This window comes from Mesorhizobium intechi, assembly GCF_002879535.1.
GTDB lineage: Bacteria > Pseudomonadota > Alphaproteobacteria > Rhizobiales > Rhizobiaceae > Mesorhizobium > Mesorhizobium intechi.
In genome coordinates this window covers 1-19,907 of record NZ_PNOT02000150.1, presented here as the reverse complement: position 1 = coordinate 19,907, position 19,907 = coordinate 1, and the positions used below count along the sequence as shown (strand labels likewise).

The 19,907-nt window shown below is 64.0% G+C and carries 21 protein-coding genes and 1 pseudogene; 12 read left to right on the top strand and 10 right to left on the bottom strand.

What is annotated here, in order from left to right:
• The 5 genes from C1D09_RS12710 to C1D09_RS12690 all read right to left on the bottom strand — a co-directional run.
• A partial coding sequence (locus C1D09_RS12710; protein WP_143974664.1) for a 4-(cytidine 5'-diphospho)-2-C-methyl-D-erythritol kinase occupies nt 1–722 on the bottom strand: 722 nt, incomplete at its 3' end.
• A gap of 26 nt (nt 723–748) precedes the next feature.
• Nucleotides 749–934, bottom strand: a complete 186-nt coding sequence (locus C1D09_RS12705; RefSeq protein ID WP_143974663.1) for a hypothetical protein — start codon at nt 932–934, stop codon at nt 749–751.
• Between the two features lie 139 nt (nt 935–1,073).
• Entirely contained in the window at nt 1,074–1,934 is an 861-nt protein-coding gene (locus tag C1D09_RS12700) for a S49 family peptidase (protein ID WP_143974662.1), read from the bottom strand.
• A 79-nt stretch (nt 1,935–2,013) separates the two neighbouring features.
• The gene (locus tag C1D09_RS12695; RefSeq protein WP_143974661.1) at nt 2,014–2,814 is read right to left on the bottom strand and encodes a tRNA1(Val) (adenine(37)-N6)-methyltransferase; all 801 of its coding nucleotides are present in this window, start codon (nt 2,812–2,814) and stop codon (nt 2,014–2,016) included.
• Complete coding sequence (locus C1D09_RS12690) at nt 2,814–3,038, bottom strand: putative signal transducing protein (protein ID WP_027041409.1); 225 nt, start codon at nt 3,036–3,038, stop codon at nt 2,814–2,816. The genes C1D09_RS12695 and C1D09_RS12690 overlap by 1 nt, the downstream gene beginning before the upstream one ends.
• Nucleotides 3,039–3,243: 205 nt before the next feature.
• Between C1D09_RS12690 and C1D09_RS12685 the strand changes: the two genes are divergently transcribed.
• The 5 genes from C1D09_RS12685 to C1D09_RS12665 all read left to right on the top strand — a co-directional run bounded on the left by C1D09_RS12685 (nt 3,244) and on the right by C1D09_RS12665 (nt 8,336).
• Nucleotides 3,244–4,260, top strand: a complete 1,017-nt coding sequence (locus C1D09_RS12685) for a polyprenyl synthetase family protein (protein WP_019856937.1) — start codon at nt 3,244–3,246, stop codon at nt 4,258–4,260.
• Between the two features lie 205 nt (nt 4,261–4,465).
• Complete coding sequence (locus C1D09_RS12680) at nt 4,466–5,134, top strand: GntR family transcriptional regulator (protein WP_095771071.1); 669 nt, start codon at nt 4,466–4,468, stop codon at nt 5,132–5,134.
• A 187-nt stretch (nt 5,135–5,321) separates the two neighbouring features.
• On the top strand, nt 5,322–5,915 hold the full coding sequence (locus C1D09_RS12675) for a biotin transporter BioY (RefSeq protein WP_143974660.1): 594 nt from the start codon (nt 5,322–5,324) through the stop codon (nt 5,913–5,915).
• Between the two features lie 24 nt (nt 5,916–5,939).
• A complete protein-coding gene (locus C1D09_RS12670; RefSeq protein ID WP_143974659.1) occupies nt 5,940–6,383 on the top strand; it encodes a DUF1284 domain-containing protein in 444 nt (147 codons plus the stop codon).
• 177 nt (nt 6,384–6,560) lie between these two features.
• Nucleotides 6,561–8,336: a tetratricopeptide repeat protein gene (locus C1D09_RS12665; RefSeq protein WP_143974658.1), complete on the top strand. Its 1,776-nt coding sequence runs from the start codon at nt 6,561–6,563 to the stop codon at nt 8,334–8,336.
• Between the two features lie 69 nt (nt 8,337–8,405).
• On the opposite strand, the gene C1D09_RS12660 is transcribed toward C1D09_RS12665, so the two are convergent.
• Nucleotides 8,406–8,867, bottom strand: coding sequence for a GNAT family N-acetyltransferase (locus C1D09_RS12660; protein WP_143974657.1), 462 nt, complete (start codon nt 8,865–8,867; stop codon nt 8,406–8,408).
• A 262-nt stretch (nt 8,868–9,129) separates the two neighbouring features.
• Between C1D09_RS12660 and C1D09_RS12655 the strand changes: the two genes are divergently transcribed.
• The 3 genes from C1D09_RS12655 (at nt 9,130) to C1D09_RS12645 (ending at nt 13,095) form a co-directional block, all read left to right on the top strand.
• Nucleotides 9,130–10,074 (top strand): glycine--tRNA ligase subunit alpha, encoded by a 945-nt coding sequence (locus tag C1D09_RS12655; protein WP_038645360.1) that lies wholly within the window; start codon nt 9,130–9,132, stop codon nt 10,072–10,074.
• Between the two features lie 457 nt (nt 10,075–10,531).
• Nucleotides 10,532–12,688 carry a glycine--tRNA ligase subunit beta gene (gene glyS, locus C1D09_RS12650; protein WP_143974656.1) on the top strand — a complete coding sequence of 719 codons (2,157 nt, stop codon included), beginning with the start codon at nt 10,532–10,534 and terminating at the stop codon, nt 12,686–12,688.
• Between the two features lie 110 nt (nt 12,689–12,798).
• The gene (locus C1D09_RS12645) at nt 12,799–13,095 is read left to right on the top strand and encodes an ATPase (RefSeq protein WP_143974655.1); all 297 of its coding nucleotides are present in this window, start codon (nt 12,799–12,801) and stop codon (nt 13,093–13,095) included.
• A 75-nt stretch (nt 13,096–13,170) separates the two neighbouring features.
• Here C1D09_RS12645 and C1D09_RS12640 read toward each other — a convergent pair whose 3' ends face one another.
• Nucleotides 13,171–13,560: a hypothetical protein gene (locus C1D09_RS12640; RefSeq protein ID WP_143974654.1), complete on the bottom strand. Its 390-nt coding sequence runs from the start codon at nt 13,558–13,560 to the stop codon at nt 13,171–13,173.
• 185 nt (nt 13,561–13,745) lie between these two features.
• Nucleotides 13,746–14,150: a hypothetical protein gene (locus tag C1D09_RS12635; protein ID WP_143974653.1), complete on the bottom strand. Its 405-nt coding sequence runs from the start codon at nt 14,148–14,150 to the stop codon at nt 13,746–13,748.
• Between the two features lie 200 nt (nt 14,151–14,350).
• Here C1D09_RS12635 and C1D09_RS12630 point away from each other — a divergent pair, with 200 nt between their 5' ends.
• The 3 genes from C1D09_RS12630 to C1D09_RS12620 all read left to right on the top strand — a co-directional run bounded on the left by C1D09_RS12630 (nt 14,351) and on the right by C1D09_RS12620 (nt 17,519).
• Nucleotides 14,351–15,325 carry an L-threonylcarbamoyladenylate synthase gene (locus C1D09_RS12630; protein WP_167514586.1) on the top strand — a complete coding sequence of 325 codons (975 nt, stop codon included), beginning with the start codon at nt 14,351–14,353 and terminating at the stop codon, nt 15,323–15,325.
• A 9-nt stretch (nt 15,326–15,334) separates the two neighbouring features.
• On the top strand, nt 15,335–16,765 hold the full coding sequence (locus C1D09_RS12625) for an FAD-binding oxidoreductase (RefSeq protein ID WP_143974651.1): 1,431 nt from the start codon (nt 15,335–15,337) through the stop codon (nt 16,763–16,765).
• Nucleotides 16,766–16,949: 184 nt separating this feature from the next.
• Nucleotides 16,950–17,519, top strand: coding sequence for a DUF6101 family protein (locus C1D09_RS12620; RefSeq protein ID WP_143974650.1), 570 nt, complete (start codon nt 16,950–16,952; stop codon nt 17,517–17,519).
• A gap of 219 nt (nt 17,520–17,738) precedes the next feature.
• On the opposite strand, the gene ubiA is transcribed toward C1D09_RS12620, so the two are convergent.
• Both ubiA and C1D09_RS12610 read right to left on the bottom strand, forming a co-directional pair.
• Nucleotides 17,739–18,722: a 4-hydroxybenzoate octaprenyltransferase gene (ubiA, locus tag C1D09_RS12615; RefSeq protein ID WP_167514585.1), complete on the bottom strand. Its 984-nt coding sequence runs from the start codon at nt 18,720–18,722 to the stop codon at nt 17,739–17,741.
• Nucleotides 18,723–18,790: 68 nt separating this feature from the next.
• Nucleotides 18,791–19,702, bottom strand: coding sequence for a LysR family transcriptional regulator (locus C1D09_RS12610; RefSeq protein ID WP_143974649.1), 912 nt, complete (start codon nt 19,700–19,702; stop codon nt 18,791–18,793).
• Between the two features lie 89 nt (nt 19,703–19,791).
• Between C1D09_RS12610 and C1D09_RS33760 the strand changes: the two are divergent.
• Nucleotides 19,792–19,907 (top strand): annotated as a pseudogene (locus C1D09_RS33760) (phytanoyl-CoA dioxygenase family protein); the annotation flags it as partial.

The following is a 19,907-nucleotide window of genomic DNA, read 5'->3' as shown; positions in this document are numbered from 1 at the left end:
AGCCATGACAGTGCCCTGCCAATGGCGGGCTGCAGCGCCAGCGCCACCGGTTCGAGATCGTTGCGGGTCGCCTCCAGCCAGTTGCGCAGGCTGTGAAAATCGATGCTGCGCGGCAGCGGCGGCAGGGGTTCGTTGTCGCGGCGGGAAAGTGCGGCGAAGACATCCGCCGTGGAGACCGGCGTGCCTGGATTGACCAGCACCAGTCCCAGAGCCGAAAAGTCCGGCACCATCGACAATTCGTCACCGATGCCGCGCGCCACCAGCGGCTTTGCCGCCAGGCACATCGGCACGTCGGCGCCAAGCGACAGCCCGACCCGCGCCAGTCCGGCCTCGTCGATGTCCAAGGCCCATGTCTGCGCCAGGCCGCGCAATACGGCCGCCGCGTCGCTCGACCCGCCGCCGACACCGGACGCAACCGGCAGGTTCTTTTCCAGTCTTATGGAGACGGGCGGAGTGCGCTCGGAGCCGGCCTCTCGTCGCAAGGCGTCGCGCGCCTTCAGCACAAGATTGCTGGCGTCGAGCGGAACCGCCGGCGCATAACGGCCGGACACGGTGAAATCGTCGCTATCGGCGAGCGCTATCTCGACCCGGTCGCCAAAGCGCGTGAACACCGCCAGACTGTCGATCAGATGGTAGCCGTCAGCACGCCTGCCGGTGACGTGCAGCGCCAGATTGATCTTGGCGTGCGCGTGCAAGATGCGCGAACCGATCTCGGTGTCCACGGCGTCAGTCGTATACGGGATGATGCTCAGTCCTTGGCCAGCCGGTATTCGCCGGTCTTCGGGTCCTTGACCAGCGTTCCCATCGCGCCATTGGCCGCCTGCTTTTCGGTACGCCGCACCTTGGCTGTCACACGCTCGGCTTCCCGGATGAAAGTGCGGTAGCCAAAATAGGCGGCGACGCCAACGACGGCGAAGAAGATGATCTGCGGCATGTCACAACTCCTACCACGCTGGGCCGGCGAAGGCGGCCGGTCGGGTCGGTTGATGCATGTCGCCCAAAACTGTGTCCGGTTTTGGGAAAACGGCATGCATGGACTTCAAGCCTTCATGCTAGACGGTTTTGCTCGGTTTTCAAAGCCCGAAGCGAGCCCACAATGCGCGCTCTTCCGCCGCATCGATGACGCCGCTGGCGGCGGCAGCGGCGATATCGGGCGCTGAAAAGCCCTTGCTTGAGCCGAACAGGCCGAAACGGCTGAGGAAACCGCGCGGCGCGGTGATCAGCCTGAGCTGGGTCTTCGCGCCAAATCGGGTCTTCAGCACCGTGCGCATGTCGCCGAGCGCATCGACGAGGCCGAGCTCCAGGCCTTTCTTGCCGGTCCAGAACAGGCCGGTGAACAGATCCGGATCGTCCTTCAGCTTCGTACCGCGCCGCTCCTTGACCAGATCGATGAAGGTTTCATGCACCTCGAGCTGCAGCGCCTTCAGCCGCTCGACGTCCTCCTTCTTCTCCGGCTTGAACGGATCCAGCACGGCCTTGTTCTGGCCGGCGGTGTGGACACGGCGCTCGACGCCGACCTTCTTCATCAACTCTGGAAAGCCGAACGAGGCCGAAACCACGCCGATGGAGCCGACGATGGAGGAGGGATCGGCAAAGATCTCGTCGCCGGCGACCGCGATCATGTAGCCGCCCGAGGCCGCGACATCTTCGACGAACACCAGCACCTTTTTGTTCTTTTCAACGGCCAGGTCGCGGATGCGCCTGAAGATCAGGCGCGACTGCACCGGCGAGCCGCCGGGCGAATTGATCGAGATGGCGACCGCAGGCGCGTCGAAGGAAAACGCCTTTTCGACGAGGCCGGCGGTCGAGGCCAGCGACAGATTCTGCCGGAACTGGCCGCCGGCCATGATCGTGCCATGCAGCCGGATGACCGGAATGGTGACGACGGTGGAGCGCCAGGATTTCGGCAGCAGGCGGTTGAAAAGGCGTTTCACGAGAGCGCGGTCTCCGGTCGATGGGTTGCAGGCATGTAGGGATTTCCCGGCCAACGGCAATGCGGCGGCGAGGAATAGCTCAATCTCCAAACAGCGAGGCGAGACCGTTGGCAATCATTTCGCTGCGCCCGTCGGGGCCGTTGCCTGATTGCGGGTGAAGCATCAAAGGCGGACGGATGGCAAGCTTTCCGCGCGCGCCGAGCGTTGCCCGCACAATGATGCGGATCGCCGCGGCGTCGGGGCGAGGGTGCACGGCCAGCATCTCGGCATCGCCGAAGCGTCCCGACATCGCGTCGAGAATGGCGCCGAGCTGTTCGGGCCGCGCGATGACGGCAAGCCCGCCGCGCGGTCTGACCACCGCTGCCGCGCTGCGGATCCAGCTTTCGAACAGCCCGTCCTCCATGACGTGGGCTTCCTTGCGCAGCCGGTCAGGCGTGGCGCGGTCCCTGGCTGCGTTGAAGGGCGGGTTCATGATGACATAGTCGAAGTCGTTGTCGGCCAGACCGGCTGCCGCCCGGGCCTGGCCCGAAACCGTGACGTCGGCGACGAGCACGGATGCGCGATCGCTGAGATGCGCATTGCCGGGGTGAGCGAGGGTGGCCGACGCGAAGGCGGCCATTTCCGCTGCGCGTTCGACCAGAACGGCCCGGGCAGCCGGGCAGCGCGACAGCACCGCCAGTCCGGCTGCGCCGGCGCCGGAGCCGAAATCGGCGAGACGCCCGCCAAAGGCGGACGGCACGGACGCCGCCAGCATCATCGCATCCATGCCGGCGCGGTGGCCGCCATGCTTGGGCTGGACGAGCCAGAACCGGCCGCGATGGAAGGCATCGACAGTATGGGCCGGTGTGTCCGGGGTGAGGGCGGCTGGCGCGGCCGACATTATTTTGTGCGGATCTCGTTGGCGATGCCGGCGTCCCTGAGGATGCGACGAGCGGCATCGGCCTGGTCGGCGTCCACCATGACGCGCTTCTGCAAAAGACCGATTGAGCCTTCGAGAATGCTCATGTTCTGATCGGCGACAAAGCAGGCGATACCGGCGTCGCGCATGAGCGATTCGACGAAGGAGATGATCACGGCATCGTTGGTGCGGACAAGTTCTATCATCGTATGAAACTCGCAGTTTGCGCCATTGATGTAAACGGGCAGGGGATTTCCGTGGCGAAGTCTCGCCCCGTCCCGCGTCGGTTGACAGGCTGTCATCGACGCCGCGCCAATTCGCCACTTGCCGGGGCGGTGCCCGCCGCCCTAGAGTCCGTCTCGGGATTAAGGGTGCCGTCGCACGCGTTATAACAAGACGGGAGTGATTGTCGTGGGTGTCGTTCTCAACATCGAAAACGGGAAGCGGGAGCCCGCCTCCATCAAGGATCTGATCGATCTGACGGCGGCCGACATGGGACGCGTGAACGAATTGATCCTGTCCAAGGCCGGCTCCGACGTCGAGATGATTCCGGAGGTCGCCAACCACCTGATCTCGTCCGGCGGCAAGCGGCTCAGGCCGATGCTGACGCTCGCCGCCGCGCAGATGTTCGGCTATGCCGGCGAAGGCCATGTCAAGCTCGCCACCTCGGTCGAGTTCATGCATACCGCGACTTTGCTGCACGACGACGTCGTCGACGAGAGCGGCATGCGCCGCGGCAAGAAGACCGCCCGCATGATCTGGGGCAACCAGGCGAGCGTGTTGGTCGGCGATTTCCTGCTCGGCCAGGCCTTCCGCATGATGGTCGATGTCGGCTCGCTCGAAGCGCTCGACATCCTGTCGAGTGCCGCCTCGATCATCGCCGAGGGCGAGGTCATGCAGCTCGCCGCCGCCAAGAACCTCGAAACCACCGAGGACGAGCATTTCGCCGTCATCAAGGCCAAGACAGCCGCGCTGTTTTCGGCCGCCGCCGAAGTTGGACCGGTCATCGCCCAGGCAACCCGCAATGATCGCGCAGCACTACGCTCCTACGGCATGAATCTCGGCCTTGCCTTCCAGCTCATCGACGATGCGCTGGATTATGGCGGCACCAGCAAGGACCTCGGCAAGAATGTCGGCGACGATTTCCGCGAGGGCAAGGTGACTTTGCCGGTCATCCTCGCCTATCGGCGCGGCACGAAGGCCGAGCGTACCTTCTGGAAGCGCGCCATCGAGGACAATGTCGTCGATGACGCGGGCCTGGAAAAGGCGATCGGCCTGATGACCCGTCACGGCGCCATCGCCGACACGATCGGCCGCGCCCGCCATTTCGGCGAGATCGCCCGCGACGCGCTGGCGCCGCTGGAAGAAACGCCGCAGAAATCGGCGCTGATCGACGTCATTGATTTCTGCATCAGCCGGGTGAACTGAGGGCGTCACCCCCTTCGCGTTGGCGAGTATCGAGTGCCGCGTCTTGATTCATTGAACTGATGTCGGTCTCCACGAGGCAGGAGTTCGATCGCGATCAGGCGCAAGGCCGGCACGACCTTGAGTGCCGGCATCGTTTCGCCAGGCGGTTGTGGAAGCCGGGCTCGCCGTCTCGACAAGCGGCCTTGTGACAAATTATCTATAAAACATGGCAAAGGGCACGGACGACACCATCGCGGTGCGCATCAGCAAGGCGCTGGCGGACCGCATCATCTCGGGCGCGATCGAGCCTGGCGCGCGGCTGCGCCAGGATCATGTCGCCGAGGAATTCAACACAAGTCATGTTCCGGTGCGCGAGGCCTTCCGCCGTCTGGAGGCGCAAGGCCTGGCCGTCAGCGAGCCGCGCCGTGGCGTGCGCGTCGCGGCTTTTGATCTCGGCGAGGTCAAGGAGGTCGCCGAGATGCGGGCCGCGCTGGAAGTGCTGGCGCTGCGCCATGCCGCGCCGCATCTGACGTCGGCCATTCTCGATCTCGCCGAGGAGGCGACCAAGGCTGGCGACAAATCCCGCGACGTCCGATCCTGGGAGGAAGCCAACCGCGCCTTCCACCGGCTGATCCTGGCGCCCTGCGGCATGCCACGCCTGCTCGCGACCATCGACGATCTGCATGCCGCCAGCGCCCGCTTCCTGTTTGCCGCATGGAGATCGGAGTGGGAGGCGCGCACCGACCAGGACCATCGGGCGATCCTGACCGCCTTGCGGCAAGGAAACACCGAATCGGCGGCCGCGACGCTGGGGCGGCATGTCCAGTGGATCGGCCGCAAGCCGGTCAGGACGGCCTCCGGCGCGACACGTGAGGCCTTCGCGATCGTGGGTTGATGCCTGTCACCCAAAAGTGGCGCTAAATTTGAGGCGACATCCATAAATCAATGATCTGAGGCGCGCCGCGACGCAGTTCAGACGGTCTTTGTCGTCGGAAGGCTTGCTATGTCACGAGAAATGTGGATTCGATAATAGATCGAAAACAGAAATTATCTATAATTTTAAATCGACCGAAGGAACCCTCATGGCAGACATCGCATTCATGCCCCGCAAGCCGTCCTTCAGCCCGCTTCGGCTTCAAGACCGCTCGCTCGCTTGGCAGGTCGGAGCCGTGGTGCTCGGCACGCTGTTCCTGGCGCTGTCCTCCTACATTGAGGTGCCGATGGTCCCGGTTCCCGTAACCATGCAGACCTTCGCGGTGACGCTGATCGGCGCGCTCTATGGCTGGCGGCTTGGCGCGCTCACCATCGCGGCATGGCTGGTCGAGGGTGCCGCCGGATTTCCGGTGCTGGCTGGAGGTTCTGCCGGCGTCGCGCATTTCGTCGGGCCGACTGGCGGTTATCTCTTCGCTTTCCCGATCACCGGCGCCCTCGTCGGCTGGTTGGCCGAACGCGGCTGGAACGGTAACAGGGTTGTGCTTGCCTTCGTTGCCATGCTGCTCGGCAATCTTGCCTGCCTGGTGCTCGGCACGGCATGGCTTGCCGCCATGATCGGCACCGAGAAGGCCATCACCTTCGGCTTCCTGCCCTTCATTGTCGGCGGCTTGCTGAAGTCGGCGCTTGGTGCGGCGACGCTAATGGCGCTTCGCGGCGGCAAGGCGAAGCCGGCCAATCCGTAACGATCAGGCCGTGACGATCAGGCCGTGACGATCAGGCTGCGCGCCCATCACCTCCTTTGCCTGCTCACCTATGTGGGCAAGGGTTACAGCCCCGCCTTCACCGTCAACTATGACGCGATCGCGCGGCGCCTGAGCCGGGGCGAGGACATTCTCCTCGTTTCCGGCCCGGACGACATCTGCGCGCCTTTGCTTGACGGGCCGGAGCCGCATTGTCTCAACGAGAGTGTCGTCGAGCGGGACCGGCTTGCCGCACGCGACGCCGGGGATCTTCTGGCCCGACCAATCCAGCCCGGCCTCCGCCTCGATCTCGATGCGGCAGTTCTCGCGCGGCTGCGACAGGCGTTTTCTGTTGGTGGCGTGCGCAAGGCTTGCCACGGCTGCGAATGGAACGAACTGTGCAGCGCGATAGCGGCCGGCGGCTTTGCCGAGACGAAGGTGCAGCGATCGATCGCGCCGCGCCGACCTTGACGTCGGCCTTTCCGCGGTCGAAAATCCCCTCCAGCCATGGTTTGTTAATCGGCTGACCCGATTGTGAATTTCAGGCGGATTGAAGCGCGACCCCAAAAAGGCCATGCTTTGCCCGGAAAGATCGAGTCTACGTCGATCCCGCTGACGCGGAGATGGCGCCTGGCTGAAAGGGATACGATGCAGCAAGGACGTGCGCGCTGGCTGACAAGGCTGGCAATTGTGACGGGCATGGCGATTTCGGCTTTGCCGGCCTATGCCAAGCAATCCACCGAACCCGTCAAGATCTCGTCGTTCTCGGGCGCCTATCTGGCAGCCCGGATCGCCGAAGGCGACAACGACCTCGACAGCGCCATCGCCTACTACAAGCAGGCCCTGGCCTTCAATCCGAGCGACACCGGCCTGCAGCAGAGCCTGATGCTGTCGCTGATCGCGCAAGGTCGATTCGACGAATCCCTAGTCTATGCCGACAAGCTTAAGGAAGTGCCCGATGTCGAGCGCTTCTCGCGCCTGGCGCTGGCCGTCGATTCTTTCCACAAGAAGGATTTCACCAAGGCCCAGTACTGGCTGAAGCTGTCACTGGAATCCGACCTTGACCGGCTAATTTCCGGCGTGATGTCCGGCTGGGCCGAACAGGGTGCTGGCCAAGCCGGCGACGCGATGGCTTCGATCGACAAGCTTCAGGGCCCGGACTGGTTCGGCCTGTTCAAGTCCTTCCACCGCGCCCTGATCGCCGACGCCTCCAACATGCCCGAAAAGGCCGAGGCGATCTACGCCGCGACGATGCAGGATACCGCCGCCGGCGGTGCCGCGCCCGAAACGTGGATGCGCAACGCGCAGGCTTATGCTTCGTTCCTGGCCCGCAAGGGCGACAAGGCCAAGGCGATGTCGGTGCTCGACCAGGCCGAGGCGTTTTCTCCGGGTAAGGTTGAAATCGTCGCCTTGCGCGACAGGATCAGCAAGGGCGACAAGATCGCGCCCTTGGTTTCCGGTCCGTCCGACGGTGCTTCCGAAATCCTGCTCGACCTCGCCACCGCGCTCAACCGGGGCGGCGGCGAGCCGTTCGTTCGCCTTTATCTGCAATATGCGCTGGCCCTGCGGCCCGACAGCGACGCGGCTCTCGTGCAGCTCGCCGCCGTCGCCGAGCAGTTGAAGGACGGCGAGGGTGCCATCGCGCTATATCGGCGGATTCCCGCTTCTTCGCCGCTCAAGGAACTTTCGGACCTGCAGCTTGGCCTCAACCTTGCCGATCTTGACCGCCATGACGAGGCGATCACCCATCTGAAGGCCTTCGTCGACGCTCATCCCAACGACATGCGCGCCTATCTGGCGCTTGGCGGGGTCTATTCCTCCAAGGAAGATTTCCGCTCGGCCGCCAACCTCTACGACAAGGCCGTCGAGGCGCTGAAGACGCCGACCGCGGCCAACTGGAACATCTTCTACCAGCGCGGCATCGCCTATGAGCGGCTGAAGGAATGGCCGAAGGCAGAGCCGAATTTCCGCAAGGCGCTGGAACTGCAGCCGGACCAGCCGCAGGTGCTGAACTATCTGGGCTATTCCTGGGTCGACATGAACACCAACCTGAAAGAAGGCCTGGCGATGATCCAGAAGGCCGTCGACCTCAGACCGAGCGACGGTTACATCGTGGATTCGCTGGGCTGGGCCTATTTCCGCCTCGGCCGCTTCGATGACGCGGTGCGCGAGATGGAACGTGCCGTGTCGCTGAAGCCGGAAGATCCGGTTCTCAACGACCATCTCGGCGACGCCTACTGGCGCGTCGGCCGCAAGCTGGAAGCCACCTTCCAGTGGAATCAGGCGCGTGACCTGAAGCCCGATCCCGACGTGCTGGCCACCTTGCAGCAGAAGCTGATGAAGGGCCTGCCGCCGATCGAATCCAACACGGCGCAGGAAACCCCCAAGGTCAAGCCCGAGCCGGTGCCTGTCCCGAAGGGGTGAGATCGGCTGTTTGAATGCGAACGGGGCTTCCTTCGGAGCCCCGTTTTCGTTTGCAGCGGCGCGCAGTCCTTAGAACTGCTTCCGGTAGACGACGAACCCGGAGTGCTCGCCGACCTTGTCATAGAGCTTCATCGCCGTCTGATTGGTTTCATGCGTCAGCCAATACACCCGGCCCGAGCCGGCGGCCTGTGCGCGCTCATAGACGCCTTCGATCAGCGCCCGGCCGATGCCTTTGCCACGCGAAGCCTCCGTGGTGAAAAGATCCTGCAGATAACAGTTCGGTGCGATCGCCGTCGTGCTGCGGTGAAACAGATAGTGCACGAGGCCGAGGAGGTGTCCCTGGCTTTCGCCCACCAGCGCATGGACCGGTTCATAGGCATCGAAGAAGCGCGACCACGTCATCGCGGTGATCTCGCTCGCCAGCGCCGTCTCGCCGGCGCGGCCATAAAATGCGTTGTAGCCGTCCCACAGTGGCAGCCATCGATCGAAATCCTGTCGCGTGACCGGGCGGACGATGATGGAGCTGGGCATGGCTGGACCTGTGGTCGTTGATGTGTCCGTAGGGACGAAACAGACCGTAGGCTCCCGTGGCCGGCAATGGGCCAGTCCCCGGCAAAGTCTTCGACACAGCGCGGCATACCGATGGCGGCCGCATCCGGCGCGCCTTGCTTGACGCTTCGCCGCCGTGTCTCTAGGACGAACCGGCAAGAGCTGATCCCGAAAAGTGGATGCCGGTTTTCGGAAAAAGATCATGCTCGAGGACAGGCTCCAGCCTTTGATGTCGAGGCCACCCGTGACGATTGAAATCCCTGCCCATATGCACCCCAGCCGCTCGTTCCAGGGGCTCATCCTGACCTTGCACAATTACTGGGCGGCCTATGGTTGCGTCATCCTGCAGCCCTACGACATGGAGGTCGGCGCCGGCACGTTTCATCCTGCAACGACGCTGCGCGCGCTCGGGCCGAAGCGCTGGAACGCCGCTTATGTCCAGCCCTCGCGCCGTCCCAAGGACGGCCGCTACGGCGAGAACCCGAACCGGCTGCAGCATTATTACCAGTACCAGGTGATCCTGAAGCCGAATCCGCCGAACCTGCAGGAACTCTATCTCGGCTCGCTGGCGGCGATCGGCGTCGACCCGCTGCTGCACGACATCCGCTTTGTCGAGGACGACTGGGAAAGTCCGACGCTCGGCGCCTGGGGGCTTGGCTGGGAATGCTGGTGCGACGGCATGGAAGTCTCGCAGTTCACCTATTTCCAGCAGGTCTGCGGCATCGAATGCGCGCCTGTGGCGGGCGAACTGACCTACGGGCTGGAGCGGCTTGCCATGTATGTGCAGGGCGTCGACAATGTCTACGACCTCAACTTCAACGGCCGCGAAGGCGCCGACAAGGTGACCTATGGCGACGTCTTCCTGCAGGCCGAGCAGGAATATTCGCGCCACAATTTCGAATACGCCAACACGGCGATGCTGCTCAGGCATTTCGAAGACGCCGAGGCCGAGTGCAAGGCGCTGCTCGAGGCCGGCGCGCCGGCGTCGAACGACAATCTGCCGATGCACAAGATGGTCTTCCCGGCCTACGACCAGTGCATCAAGGCCAGCCATGTCTTCAACCTGCTCGATGCGCGTGGCGTGATCTCGGTCACCGAGCGGCAGAGCTACATCCTGCGCGTGCGCAATCTGGCCAAGGCCTGCGGCGAGGCGTTTTTGAAGACGCAGGCGGGTGGATTGGCGGCCTGAGCAATTCCGGGAAAAGCGCGTGGCGTTTTCCCCGGAAAAGCGCGTGGCGTTTTCCCTAGGGAGTTGCGCCAAAACAGTGCACTGGTTCAGGCAGACCTCATCGTCTCGAGGGAAGCGTTGATCGGTGACAGGATCTGGCCGCTCGGGCCAGCCATTGTCCGCAATGCCTGCCGAACACCCGGCATCGAGAAAGCGCCGTGGACCTGCGCGGTGAAGCAGGCGCTGAGCGCGAGGATCTGCAGAAGTCTGGATGCCGTTTTCATGGTCGTTCAGCCAATAGTTTCCTGCCTGAGCGTAGGTCGCTTCAGCGCTGCGTTCGGTTCATGGAAATCTTTGATCCAAGGACGGACTGGGGCGCCGCGTCCCGACAGGGCAGCCAAAATTTCTGGAAAGGGTGACAGCGGCCAGCCGAGTTGCTATGCCCCGCCCGGACCACTCTCCCGCATGAGCTGACCCTATGCCCGACTTGCTTCTAGAACTTCGCTCCGAGGAAATCCCCGCCCGCATGCAGCGGAAGGCGGCGGGTGACCTGAGGAAGATGCTGAGCGACGGCCTGGTCGAGGCGGGCCTGACCTATGAGGCGGCGCGCGAATACTGGACGCCGCGGCGTCTGACACTCGACATCAGGGGCCTGACACCGCGCTCGAAGGACATCCGTGAAGAGATCAAGGGACCGTCGACGACGGCGCCCGAGCAGGCGGTCCAGGGGTTCCTGCGCAAGGCAGGCCTGTCTTCGGTCGCCGACGCGCATGTCCATTCCGATCCGAAGAAGGGCGACTTCTATGTCGCCCACATCTCGAAGCCTGGCAGGGCTGCCGAAGAGATCATCGCGGAACTCGTGCCAGGCATCATCCGCAACTTCCCCTGGCCGAAATCGATGCGCTGGGGACCGGCCTCGGCCAAGCCGGGCTCGCTGCGCTGGGTGCGGCCGCTGCAATCGATCCTGTGCACCTTCGGCCCGGAAACCGAGGAGCCTGTCGTGGTCGATTTCGAGATCGACGGCATCCGCTCGGGCAACATCACCTATGGTCACCGCTTCCTGGCGCCGGGCGAAATCACCGTGCGCCGCTTCGACGATTATGTAAGCAAGCTTGAAGCGGCCAAGGTCGTGCTCGACGCCGACCGGCGCAAGGAGATCATCCTTGCCGACGCCCGCAACCTCGCCTTCGCCAATGGTCTCGACCTTGTGGAGGACGAAGGGCTGTTGGAGGAAGTGTCCGGGCTGGTCGAGTGGCCGGTCGTACTGATGGGCGAGTTCGAAGAGGATTTCCTCGCCATTCCAGCCGAAGTGATCCGGCTGACCATCCGCGCGAACCAGAAATGCTTTGTCACGCGGCCACAGGGCGAAAGCGAGGCGCTGTCCAACCGCTTCATCCTCACCGCCAACATCGAGGCCAGGGACGGCGGCAAGGAGATCGCGCACGGCAACGGCAAGGTGGTGCGCGCGCGCCTCTCCGACGCACTCTATTTCTGGACGACGGACCAGGGCGATCTGCCTGATCTCGGCCAGCTCGAAGCCTCGGCGAAAAAGTTCGGGCTCGATCTGAAAAAGCCGCTCGACCAGCGCATGGCCCGCCTCGACAATCTCGGCGTCACCTTCCACGCCAAGCTCGGCACGCAGGGCGAGCGGGTGGAGCGGATCGCCAGGCTGGCCGAAGAACTGGCGCCGACTGTCGGCGCAGACACGGCGCTCGCCGCTCGCGCGGCGGTTCTCGCCAAGGCCGACCTCACCACGGAAGTCGTCGGCGAGTTCCCCGAATCGCAGGGCGCCATGGGCCGCAAATACGCGCTGCTGCAGGGCGAACACCCGTCCGTGGCCGCGGCCATCGAGGAACATTACAAGCCGCAAGGCCCGTCCGACTATGTGCCGAGCAATCCGGTGTCGGTCGCCATCGCGCTCGCCGACAAGCTGGACACGCTGGTGGGCTTCTGGGCCATCGATGAGAAGCCGACCGGATCGAAGGATCCCTATGCGTTGCGTCGCGCGGCTTTGGGTGTTGTGAGAATCCTGGTTGAAGACCGAATTCAATTGCGGCTGTCTTCCATCTTCGCGAGCGCCGGCGCGCCTTACGCGGGCAGTGGTGCGGACCAGATACGCGACCTCCTCGCCTTCTTCCACGACCGCCTGAAAGTCTACCTCCGCGACAAGGGCGCCCGCCACGATCTCATCGACGCCGTCATCACGCCGCGGTCCGACGATCTCCTGCAGATCGTCCGTCGCGTCGAGGCACTCGGCTCTTTCCTCGATACCGACGACGGCAAGAACCTGCTCGCCGGAACCAAGCGCGCGGCCAACATCCTGGCCGCCGAGGAGAAGAAGAAAACGACGATCGCCGAAACCGTTGAGCCGGCCCTGTTCAGGGAGAATGCCGAGAAATTGCTGTTTGCGGCGGTGAATCAGGCCGAGAAGCAAGCCGGCGAAGCGATTCAAAACGAAGACTTTTCCGCCGCCATGCTGGCGCTTAGTGCGTTGCGCGAACCCGTTGATTCATTCTTTGAAGGTGTTCTCGTGAATGATGAAGACCTGGCGGTGCGAGGCAACCGTCTGGCGCTTCTCACGCGCATCCGCGCGGCTACTGGTCAGGTCGCTGATTTCTCGAAAATCGCCGGCTGAGCGTCCGGGAAAAATACCTGCGGGCCGGCCGTCGGAGCCGGCTTACAGTCATATGGCGATGATCTCTGCGTGGCAAAAGGGACATGTTCCCCAACCCAACGGAGGCTTCCATGAATTCCGATCACGACATCGAAGTGACTGAAGAAACCTCGGCCGCCGCCGAGGCGATTGAATCCGCTTCCGAAACCGCCCTCGATCATGCCGCGGCAACGGCGGTCGAAGCCGCCGATCACTCTGATGACGAGGACGGCGATCAAGACGAAGGCGACGACGAAGACGGCGAAGAGTCTGACGAAGACGATGCTGATGACGCCGTGAAGGCGGAAGGCGATAACGCCGAAGAAGAGTCCGAAGACGGCGAGTCCGAAGAGGACGACGACGACGACGACAAGGAAGAAGCGGCCTGAGATTTCAATCCGGCTCGGTGGAGAACAGAGGGCGGCGCATCGGCGCCGCCCTATTTCGATCTTCCCTGACGCTTGTCAGTTCTCCAGGATGCTGACGCGCACGCTGTTTTCGTAGACGTCGACCTGGATCAGCGGTTCGCCATTGACGATGGCGCGCTTGGTCGACGGACTCATCGCGCCGGGACGCTCGAGCATGCGCTGCAGGTCGGCGCGCTGGTCATTGGTCCTGAACCAGGCGTCACCCTCATCGTCGCTGTCGCGGCGATGGAATTTGTGCCAGTTGGCGCGGTCCTGCCGCACCATCTGCGCGGCACTGTCCAGGGCATAGCCGTCGCTCGCCTTATGATCCCGATCGGAAATACGCGCGACATAGGATCCCAGCATGTCATCGGCTTGCGCTGCGGTGGCGCCCAGCAGCGATGCCAGCATAAGCCCGGCCACGGTAACGGTCTTGGATAGTCTCATGATCAACCCCCTTTGAAACGACAAACTCATCTGCCGGAGCCGTCCCCTTTCCCTGAAACGCTCGACCAAATCCAGGCGGCGGCTTCGAGCGGCAAGATATGCCGGCACGAACTGGCGCGGCAATGGTGCGCAGGGCGCCGTCAAGCTGTCAACGCGCTGGCCCGGTCCTGCCGTTTGCCGGCCGGCTACTTGACCTTGCCGACCTTGGACGCGGGTGCCGACGCGGCTGCCGGTGCGGTCGGTTTCTTCTGCGTGCCCGACGCCGGAGCCGCCGAGGCGGTCGCCTGGGCCGGAGCAGGAGCCGCGGCGGTGGTGGTGGCGGCTGGTGCCTTGGTTTGTGTCGGTGTCGAGAAATCGCCGCCGACGATGCCGCCGCGAATGATCATCGGGCTTGGCATGAAGCCGTGCCGTGCCTCGGGCGCGTTGGGGATCGCCGCCACCTTCTCATAGGTGACGTCGGGTTCGCCGAGCGCGACGACGGACACCACGTCGCTTGCCTTGATATCGGTCCCCTTCAGGGTCAGGATGGAGGGCGTCGCGGCCGGCGCGCCGGGAAAGACCAAGGACGAGGCCTGAACTCCGCTGGCCATCGTGGCCAGAGTTATTCCCAGCAGTACGCGCATAGACACTGATATAGCTCCCTTTCGCCCAGAAGCTGCTCAATAGCATGCCGGAATTGATGTCGGCTTTCGCGGAAACATAGCATTTTAGGGATTGATAAATCACCAAGACCCTCCTTGCCCAACAGCCGCCATCGTACTACGCAGCCGGCATTCACGAGGTGATCAGAGTGGCTGAGATACTTGCCATCGGCGAGGCGTTGGAGCAGGCGCTGGCTTTGCTTCAGGGTGGCGATGTCGTCGCCATCCCGACGGAAACCGTCTACGGGCTTGCCGCCGACGCCACCAACGGCATCGGCGTGGCGCGCATCTTCGAGGCCAAGGGGCGGCCGCGTTTCAATCCGCTGATCGCCCATGTCGCCGACATGGCCATGGCCGAGCGCATCGCCGTGTTCGATCCGCTGTCGAAGAAACTCGCACAGGCGTTCTGGCCGGGTCCGCTGACGCTGGTGCTGCCACAGCGGCCTGGCAACGGCATCCATCCACTGGTCACGGCCGGGCTCGACACGATCGCCCTGCGCATGCCGAGGGGCTTTGGCGGCGACCTCATCGCTAAGCTCGGCCGGCCGCTTGCCGCACCCAGCGCCAATTCCTCCGGCAGGATCAGCGCGACGACGGCGCAGGCGGTGGCGGCCGATCTCGGCGCCCGCATCAAGCTGGTGGTCGATGGCGGCGCGACGCCGGTCGGCCTGGAATCGACCATCGTCAAGGCCGAAGGGCAAGGCCTGCGCCTGCTCCGGCCGGGTGGCATCGCCGCCGAGGAGATCGAGGCGGCCATCGGCATGGAACTGTTGCGCGGCGGAGGGGTGGGCGTCGAGGCGCCAGGCATGCTTGCCTCGCATTATGCGCCAGCCGCGGCGATGCGGCTCAACGCCGGAGCGGTTGGCAAGGACGAGGCGTTGTTGGGCTTCGGCGGCCAGCGGGCCGAGGGCTGGCGTAATGCTGCCGCGTTCCTCAACCTGTCCGTATCGGGTGACCTGCGCGAAGCGGCGAGCAATCTTTTCGCCTATATGCAGGAACTCGATAGCAGCGGCGCGCGCACCATCGCTGTCGAGAAGATACCCGTTGATGGTCTTGGCGAGGCGATCAACGACCGGCTCGCTCGCGCGGCCGCCCCTCGTGACAATGCACGGCCCACAACATAGTTTTCCCGCATGACCGAAATCGCAAAGACACTCGATCCCGCCCTCATCGACCGCTTCGCGGCGATCGTGGGTGACAAATACGCGCTGCGCGACGAGCAGGACATCGCGCCCTATCTCATCGAGCGGCGCGGACTCTGGCACGGCGCGACGTCGCTGGTGCTGCGGCCGGGCAGTGTCGGCGAGGTCAGCCGCATCATGCGGCTCGCGACCGAGACGGGAACGCCCATCGTGCCGCAAAGCGGCAACACCGGGCTGGTCGGTGCCCAGGTGCCGGACAAATCCGGCCACGAGATCATCCTGTCCTTGTCGCGTCTGAACCGCATCCGCGAGATCGACGTCCTGTCCAATACGGTGACAGCGGAGGCCGGTGTCATCCTGCAGACGTTGCAGGAGGCGGCCGCCGCAGCCGACCGGCTGTTTCCGCTGTCGCTCGCCGCGCAAGGCTCCTGCCAGATCGGAGGCAATCTTTCTTCCAACGCCGGCGGCACTGGCGTGCTGGCCTACGGCAATGCGCGCGAACTCTGTCTCGGCGTTGAGGTGGTGTTGCCGACAGGCGAGGTCTTCGACGATTTGCGCAAGCTGAAGAAGGACAACACCGGCTACGATTTGAAGGATCTGTTCGTCGGCGCCGAAGGCACGCTCGGCGTCATCACCGCCGCCGTGCTGAAGCTTTTCCCGAAGCCGAAGGGACGTGAGGTCGCATTCGCCGGCCTGTCGTCTCCGGCAGCGGCACTGTCGCTGTTCAGCCTGGCGATGGACCGCGCCGGCGCTTCGCTCACGGCCTTCGAATTGATCGGCAAGAGACCTTATGATTTCACGCTCAGGCATGGTCAAGGTGTCGTGCGGCCGCTGGCCGATGACTGGCCCTGGTATGTCTTGATGCAGGTTTCCTCCGGCCGCTCGGAAGCCGACGGCCGGGCGCTGATCGAGGAAGTGCTGGCGGACGGTCTCGAGCAAGGCATCGTTGGCGATGCGGTGGTCGCTGCAAGCCTTGCCCAGGGCGACGCTTTCTGGAATTTCCGCGAGACGCTACCCGAATGCCAGAAGCCGGAGGGCGCCTCGATCAAGCACGATATTTCGGTGCCGATCGCATCCATCCCGCGCTTCATCGAAGAGGCCGCGGGCGCGGTGGCGTCGATCAGTGCCGGCGCCCGCGTGGTCTGCTTCGGCCATATGGGAGACGGCAATCTTCATTATAACATCTCGCGGCCCGTCGACGGCGACGACGAGGCGTTTCTCGCCCTCTACCATCCCATGAACAAGGCCGTGCACGATGTCGTGCGCTCCTTCCACGGTTCGATCTCGGCCGAGCACGGCATCGGCCAGTTGAAGCGCGACGAACTGATCGCCACGGCGCCGCCTATGGCCATCGATCTAATGCGCCGGGTGAAGGCTGCCTTCGATCCGGCCGGCATCATGAATCCCGGTAAGGTTATCTGATCCTTTCAACATCTAGTGGCCGGTGGCATTCCGATAACCATCCCTGAGATCAGCAAAATTTAACCGACTTTCTTAAGCGCGGCGGTAAGGAGCCCGCGCTACTGTTTCCCCATAACGAGGCCGGGAAAACTGGCCCGGAGAGAACCGGACACCGGCTCTCAGGAGACAGACAGGAAGGCACTTCATGAACACCGGACTGAAGCCAGTCTGGGCGGGACGCAACATGCGCCTCGACCCATTCCGACTGCCCCAGATGGTCAGCTACGCCACGCGCGACGACTACGGCGACGTGACATTCACCATCGACCACCGTGGCGCCGTGATCCGCCGCGTGCTCGAGATGAGCGGCGTGCCGGCGATCATCGCCCTGCCGGCCAATGCGTTCCGCGGCGTCGCCGCCCGCGCGATGGAGGATCCGGACGGCAATGTCACGGTGACCCTGGAACTCCTGCACAATGATCCGATGCTGTCGGTGCCGCTGCTGGTGGCCGATGATCTCGACGATGTCGCCGCCGACTGGCGCGCCTGGGCCGATGCCTACCGCCTGCCGATGCTGTTGATCGAATCGGACGGCGTCGCCCGCACCCTGGAAGAATCGCTCGGCGCCGCCATCAAGACGCTGCCGCCGCAGGATCGCCGCAAGGGTCGCGTTTCCAACACGCGCCGCCCGCGCTTCCTTGCCCGCCGCAGGGCCGGCAACCTCGGTCTCAGGCTGGTCATCGACGGCCAGGAGATCATTTCGAGGGGTGAGTAGCGGTCCGCGATAGCGGACGAAAAGCCAATTGCTTGGCTTTTCGAGCTTCGAACGCCCTGAGCCTTTGAAGGGCGGGAGCGAGAGCAATCCACCTGCCGGGTCCCCGCTGCTTCGCAGCGTCCCGGCGTTCGCCGGCCTTCCATCGTGCCACAGGCACGATGAATTCGCTTACGCGAACCGGCTGCTCACCCCTCACAAGGGGAGAAGGAAAAAAGCCCTCTACACCAGCGGCTTCAACGCCACCCACAACGCGCCGCCGATCAGGCCGAGGAAGATCAGCCAGCCGACCTGGTTGTTCGACCGGAACAGCCGCAGGCACTGGTCCGGATCGTTGATGTCCAGGACCGCGATCTGCCGCGCCATATGGGCGCCGGCGGCGAGCAGTCCGGCGAGCGCCACCACGGGCGCTTGCGCCGAGGCGAAGGCGATGGCGAAGCAGATCAGCGTGCCGCCGTAAAGTCCGGCCAGCCACGCCTTGGTGTTGTCGCCGAACAGCCGCGCCGTCGAACGCACGCCGACAATGGCATCGTCTTCCTTGTCCTGGTGCGCATAGATCGTGTCGTAGCCGATCACCCACAGGATCGAGCCGATATAGAGCATGATGGCGGGGCCATCGAGATCGCCGAACTCGACCGCCCATCCCATCAGCGCGCCCCAGGAAAAAGCAAGGCCGAGAAACAATTGCGGCCAGTTGGTTATCCGCTTCATGAATGGATAGATGGCGACGATCACCAGCGAGCAGATGCCGAGCAGAATGGCGAAGCTGTTGAACTGCAGGAGTACGGCAAGCCCGACCAGGGCCTGCAGCACAAGAAACAACCAGGCCCGACGGCGCGTGGTCTGACCCGATGGCAGCGGACGCGAGCGGGTGCGTTCGACCTGGTTGTCGATGCCTTCGTCGACGATGTCGTTATAGGTGCACCCGGCGCCGCGCATGGCGATGGCGCCGACCAGGAACAGCACGAGATACAACGGCGCCGGAAGCAGTGAGAGCAGCGGGTCGCCGGGGCGCGGATAGGCGCTTGCCGCGAGCGCCGCCGACCACCAGCATGGCCACAAAAGCAATTGCCAGCCGATCGGCCTGTCCCATCGCGCGAGCTGCGCATAGGGCCAAACCGCGCGCGGCAGCACGCGGTAGACCCAATGGCCGTTCGGCGCATCGGCAACACGGCCCTGGGCAGCTTTCGACTGGATAGGTTCCATGTTTATGGAGTGGCAGCAGCCGCGGAAACCGTCAAGCGTCAAGCCGACGAGCAGCGACCGTCGACCCGTCAAGAGGTGAAGATGTCGCGCGTAGAAAACCAGTCTTTCGCCATCTCGACGAATGCCAAAGCTGCATTCGACACGCGCTGATACGTGTCATAGGTGAGGATGATGCGCTGCATCGGCAGCGGATCCGACAGCGGCTTGCAGATCAAGGGCAGTCCATCATAGCTGCGGTCGCCATGCGGCCGGGTGTAGCTGACGGCGACGCCAAATCCGTTCGCCACCATGCTGCGCTGGAGTTCGAACGAACTCGTCGCCCTGTCGGCCACCGGCGACAGCCCACGGCCGCGGAACAGGTCGAGCATGTGCTGCCAGCTCTGCGGCTGGTCCGTCGTGATCAGCGGATAAGCGGCCAGATCCGCCAGGCTGACCTCGGCGCTGTCCGCCAGTGCATGACCGGCCGGCAGCAACGCATGCGGCCGCAGCTCATGAAGCAGGATGCGGGCGAAATGCGCGGGCAGGCCGAGATCGTAGCTGAGACCGAGATCGATGGCGGCGTCCGCCAGACGCCGCCCGAGCGTCTCGAACGTCTCGTCGCGGACGATGACGGCGACGTCGGGATGGCGCTCGGAAAAGGCGCGGATCAGACCCGGCGCGAAATAGGGCGCCAGATCCTCGAAACACCCTAGCACCAGCTCGCCGCCGATGGCGGAATTGCCCGAACCCAGGCTCACGAGTTCGTCGGTCTCGGCAAGAACCTGTTTCGCCTTGGCCACGACGACGCGGCCGAAGGAGGTCGGCGAAACGCCGCTGCCGCGCTGGCGCACGAACAGTTTCTGGCCAAATTCCTTTTCGACCGCGTCGATCGCCACCGAAATCGAGGGCTGCGAAATGTTCAGCGCCCTGGCCGCGCCGGTAGCGCTGCCATGGCGGGCGACCGCGACCAGATAACGTAATTGGGTGAGGCTGAGGCTCATAGCCTTGTTCTATGTGTCAGATGAGAAGTTATTATTTTACTGAATGAATCCGGCTTGCGATAGTCGTCTCGATCCTGAAGGAGGACACCATGGCTCCCCAGACTGCTGCCCGCGCCATCGACACCGGCCTGATCGATGCGGAGACGATTGCCGACTACCAGCGTGACGGAGCGGTTTGTATACGCGGCGCTTTCAAGGGGTGGGT